Source organism: Nonomuraea sp. MG754425 (genome assembly GCF_021699195.1).
Classification (GTDB): Bacteria; Actinomycetota; Actinomycetes; order Streptosporangiales; family Streptosporangiaceae; genus Nonomuraea.
On sequence record NZ_SSXE01000346.1, the window covers coordinates 1 to 4903 of the forward strand.

The following is a 4903-nucleotide window of genomic DNA, read 5'->3' on the forward strand; positions in this document are numbered from 1 at the left end:
GGTCACCGCCACGGACGAGAGGATCACCCTGCGCTGGCGGCGCGCCGAGGGCGCGCTCCGCTACCACCTCTACCGGGACGACCGGCGGATCGGCGTCGTGACCGGCGACTCCTACACCGACCGGACCGTGCCCGCCGACCGGCACCGCTACCGGGTCGTGGCGGCGGGCGCGGGCGGTCTGTCCCCCTCCTCCGCCACGCTGACCTCGCCGGTCACCGCCTACCCGCTGCGCACGATGGCGCGGCTGGACCGAGGGCCGGTGGCCGTGCCCACCGAGCGGGGCACGCTGGTGAGCTGGCGGCTGCTCGGCACCGACCCGCCCGGCACGCGCTTCCGCCTCTACCGGGACGGCAGGCTCCTCACCACCACCGGCCGGACGAACCACCTCGACGACGGCACCGGCTCCTACTCCGTCTCGGCGGTGCTGGACGGCCGGGAAGGACCCCGCTCGCCGGCCGTGCGGCCGTGGGCGGCGCCGTACCTGGACATCCCGCTGGACAAGCCCGCCGGAGGCGTGACCCCGGCCGGCGGGAGCTACGACTACCGCGCGAACGACGCCGCGGCCGCCGACCTGGACGGCGACGGCCAGTACGAGATCGTGCTCAAGTGGGACCCGTCCAACTCCAAGGACAACTCCCAGGGCGGCTACACCGGCCCGGCCGTGTTCGACGCCTACGAACTCGACGGCACCCGGCTCTGGCGGATCGACCTGGGCCGCAACGTCCGGGCGGGCGCGCACTACAGCCCCTTCCTCGTGGCCGACTTCGACGGCGACGGCCGCGCCGAGTTCGTGGTCAGGACCGCCGACGGCACCGTGGACGGCACCGGCACGGTGATCGGGGACGCCGCCGCCGACCACCGGACCACCAACGGCCGGATCCTCAGCGGGCCGGAGTACCTGACCGTCTTCGACGGCCGCACCGGCGCGGCGCTGGCCACCGTGGACCACGAGCCGGCCCGCGGCAACCTGGCCGACTGGGGCGACACCAGCGGCAACCGCTCCGACCGCTTCCTGGCCGCCGCCGCGTACCTGGACGGCGAACGGCCCAGCATCGTGATGACCCGCGGCTACTACGCCAAGAGCATGCTGACGGCCTACGACTGGCGGGACGGCGAGCTGACCAGGCGCTGGACGTTCTCCAGCGCCGGCAACGCCGGATACGGCGGCCAGGGCAACCACAACCTGTCCGTGGCCGACGTGGACGGCGACGGCCGGGACGAGATCGCCTACGGCGCGATGACCCTGGACGACGACGGCACCGGCCTCTACACCACGAAGCTCGAACACGGCGACGCCATGCACCTCGGCGACCTCGACCCGGCCCGTCCCGGCCTGGAGATCGTCAGCGTGCACGAGCACACCGACATGCCCTGCGGCCTGGAAATGCACGACGCCACGACCGGCGAGATCCTCTGGTGCGTCAGGACCGGCCAGGACACCGGCCGCGGCCTCACCGGCGACATCGACCCGGCGCACCCGGGCGAGGAGGTCTGGGCCTCCAACGGGGCGGGCCTGCGCACCGCCGCCGGCGAGCTCATCTCCTCGACGACCCCCGCGATCAGCAACACCATCTGGTGGGACGGCGACCTGTCCAGGGAGATCCTCGACCACGACTACTCCGCCGACACGTCGGCCGGCGTGCCGACCATCGGCAAGTGGGACCCGGCCACCCAGAACACGGTCAACCTCCTCACCGCGACCGGCACGTCGTCCAACAACACCACCAAGGGCAACCCGTCGCTCCAGGCGGATCTCCTGGGCGACTGGCGGGAGGAACTGCTCGTCCGCACCGAGGACTCCACCGCGCTCCGCCTGTACGGCACGCCGTACCCGACGGAGCATCGCTTCACCACGCTCACCCACGACCCCGTCTACCAGTCGGGGGTCGTCTGGCAGAACGTGGGCTACAACCAGCCCCCGCACACGGGCTACTTCCTGGGCACCGGCATGACCCCGCCACGGGCGGCGTACCTGACCGCCGGTCCCGCGGTCGAGGCGGGGCTCCAGCTCCAGGGGGACCGGCTGCACGTGCGGCTCGCGGGCACCCGGGCCGCGATCCTCCCGGCCACCGTACGGGCCGTCGCCGACGGCCGGCTCATCGACCTCGCCGCCACGCCGCTGCCCGGCGACCGGCTCCGCGTGGACCTCCGGGCCGTCGAACGGGCGCTGGCCGGGTACACCGGCACGATCTCGGTGACCGTCACCGGCCACCTGACCGACGGCCGCACCTTCACCGGCCGGCTCCGGCTCCGGCACTGACCCGTGGGTCCGCCCCACCCGGGGCGGACCCACGGCAGAACGCCCATCATCGCAGCGGCTGAACGCCCACGCTCGCTCCGGCAGAACGCCCATCTTCATAGCGGCTGAACGCCCACGCATGTCGCGGCAGAACACCCACCCGATCCTGCCGAGCTGCGCTAACGTTCCTCAGTATGAGCGAGCCGACCCTGTTCCCACGCCGCGCCCAGGCCATGACCCGCGAAGCGCTCGCCGACACCCGGGTCGTGGTGCTCAACGGCGCGCGGCAGGTCGGCAAGAGCACGCTCGCGGGCCTGATCGCCCGCCACACCGAGCACGCCCGCCAGCTCTACCTCGACGACCCGGCGGTCCTGGCCGCCGCCGAGGCGGATCCGGTCGCCTTCGTCCGGCACGACGGCCTGCTGCTGATCGACGAGATCCAGCGCGCCCCGCAACTCCTGCTGCCGATCAAGCACGAGGTCGACGACGACCCGCGGCCGGGCCGCTACCTGCTCACCGGCTCCGCCCGCCTGCTGGGCCTGCGCGACCTCCCCGACGCGCTCCCCGGCCGTACGGAGACCATCGAGCTGTGGCCCCTCTCCCAGGGAGAGATCGACGACGCTCCCGACGGGTTCGTGGACCACGTGTTCACGCACGACCTCGACGCCTCGATGCGGGCCAGCCCGCTCCGCAAGCCCGACTACGTCGAACGGGCGCTGCGCGGCGGCTACCCGGAGGCGATCCGGCGCGACCCCGGCCGCCGGCGCAACCGGTTCTTCGACTCCTACCTCACCGACCTGATCACGCGGGACGTGCGCCAGATCTCCGACATCGAACGTCCCGCGGAGATGCGCCGCCTGCTGAGCGTCATCGCCGCCCGGATGGCGGGGCTGGCCGTGGTCCAGTCGATCGCCGGCGACGTGGGCCTGCCCCGGATGACCCTCTCCCGCTACCTGGACCTGCTGGAGCTGGTCTTCGTCATCAAGCGGGTGCCGGCCTGGTCGTCCAACCTCACCCGGCGCGCCATCTCCACGCCCAAGCTGATCATCACCGACTCCGGGCTCGGCGGCCGGCTCATCGGCATGTCACCCGAGCGCGCCAGAGACGTCACCGCCCCCGTCGGCCCGCTCCTGGAGAACTTCGCCATCGGCGAGATCGCCCGCCAGCTCAGTTGGGCCGACGAACCCGTCCAGCTCTTCCACTACCGCGACCGCGACCAGGTGGAGGTGGACGTCGTCCTGGAGCACGCGTCCGGCGAGGTGGTCGCCATCGAGATCAAGGCCGCGGAGAGCGTGCGCAGCGACGACTTCCGCGGCCTGCGCCATCTGTCCGACCGGCTGGGCTCCCGGTTCCGCGCCGGCTTCGTCCTCTACACCGGCCGCGAGCCACTCCCCTTCGGCGAGAAACTCCGCGCCCTCCCCATGGCGTCGTTGTGGACGCTCGGGGGCACGAGAGAAGATTGAGCGTGTTCGGCGTGGGCTGGTACGAACTGGCGTTCATCGTGGTCCCGGCGGCGGCGGTCGTCGCACTCGTCGTCATCGTGCGACGGCATCGCCGCCGGTAACCGCCCGACCGGCATGCGGAGGCGGCGGGCGGGCCCGCGCGGCCTACCGCTCCTTGAGGCGGGTCGCCTCCTTGCGGGCCTCGGCCTGCACGGACTGCTCGTGCTCCAGCCACGCCGGGTTCTCCGCCTTCAGCGCCTCGATCTCGGCGGTGGTGAGCGGCTCGGTGATCCCGCCCCTGATCAGGCCGGAGATGGACACCCTGAGCTTCGCGGCGACGACCTGCTTGGGGTGCGGGCCGTTGCGGCGCAGTTCGGCGAGCCAGGCGGGTGGCCGCGACTGCAACTCGTTCAGCTCGTCCCTGGAGACGACACCCGCCTGGAACTCGGCGGGAGTGGCGGAGAGGAGCACACCCAGCTTCTTGGCCGCGGTCTCCGGCTTCATCGTCTGGATGCTCTTCGGCTTGGACGAGGTCATGGGGTCGAGCGTAGTCAGTCGGAACGGGTTTCCTGACATCGGTACCCTGAGTGAATGAGTGATGGGGAGACCGGCGCGGTGTTCCGGCTGGCATACGTGCCCGGGGTGACACCCGCGAAATGGGTCAACGTCTGGACCGAGAGGCTGCCCGACGTACCGATCACGCTGATCACGGTTCCGGCCGCCGAGGCGGTGGCGCTCCTGCGCGACGGCGGCGCCGACGCCGCGTTCGTCCGGCTGCCCGTCGATCGCGACGGGCTCAGCGTGATCCCCCTCTACGTGGAGACCACGGTGGCCGTGGCGCCCAAGGACCACGCGCTGACCACCGCCGACGAGGTGACAGTCGCCGACCTCACCGACGACGAGATCTTCCATCCCCTCGACGACACCCTCGAATGGGCGTCCCGGCCCGGCCTGCCCGCCTTCACCCGCCCCGCCACGACGGGCGAGGCGATCGAACTGGTGGCGGCGGGCAGCGGCCTGCTCCTGGTGCCGCAGTCGCTGGCCCGCCTGCACCACCGCCGGGACCTCACCTACCGTCCGATGCCCGACGCGCCGCAGTCCCAGGTCGCCCTGGCCTGGCCCACGGACGCGACCACCGACCTGGTGGAGGACTTCATCGGCATCGTCCGCGGCCGGACGGTGAACAGCTCACGAGGCCGCACCCCGCCCCCCGCCCAGAAAC

The 4903-nt window shown here is 72.3% G+C and carries 4 protein-coding genes; 3 read left to right on the top strand and 1 reads right to left on the bottom strand.

The annotated features are described in order from the left end of the window. Together FAF44_RS52040 and FAF44_RS52045 are read left to right on the top strand one after the other, a co-directional pair. Positions 1-2260 (top strand): rhamnogalacturonan lyase (locus FAF44_RS52040; protein ID WP_308193546.1); only part of this gene is annotated, 2260 nt, incomplete at its 5' end. 173 nt (positions 2261-2433) lie between these two features. After that, positions 2434-3702, top strand: a complete 1269-nt coding sequence (locus FAF44_RS52045) for an ATP-binding protein (protein ID WP_237110923.1) — start codon at positions 2434-2436, stop codon at positions 3700-3702. Between the two features lie 144 nt (positions 3703-3846). On the opposite strand, the gene FAF44_RS52050 is transcribed toward FAF44_RS52045, so the two are convergent. Next, positions 3847-4218, bottom strand: a complete 372-nt coding sequence (locus tag FAF44_RS52050) for a DUF5997 family protein (protein WP_237110924.1) — start codon at positions 4216-4218, stop codon at positions 3847-3849. 54 nt (positions 4219-4272) lie between these two features. Between FAF44_RS52050 and FAF44_RS52055 the strand changes: the two genes are divergently transcribed. Continuing rightward, a partial coding sequence (locus FAF44_RS52055; RefSeq protein WP_237110925.1) for a LysR family substrate-binding domain-containing protein occupies positions 4273-4903 on the top strand: 631 nt, incomplete at its 3' end.

Bases quoted from the DNA above. Each gene is read 5' to 3' on its own strand.
- FAF44_RS52045 (WP_237110923.1), top strand. From the start codon at position 2,434: ATGAGCGAGCCGACCCTGTTCCCACGCCGCGCCCAGGCCATGACCCGC.
- FAF44_RS52050 (WP_237110924.1), bottom strand. From the start codon at position 4,218: ATGACCTCGTCCAAGCCGAAGAGCATCCAGACGATGAAGCCGGAGACC.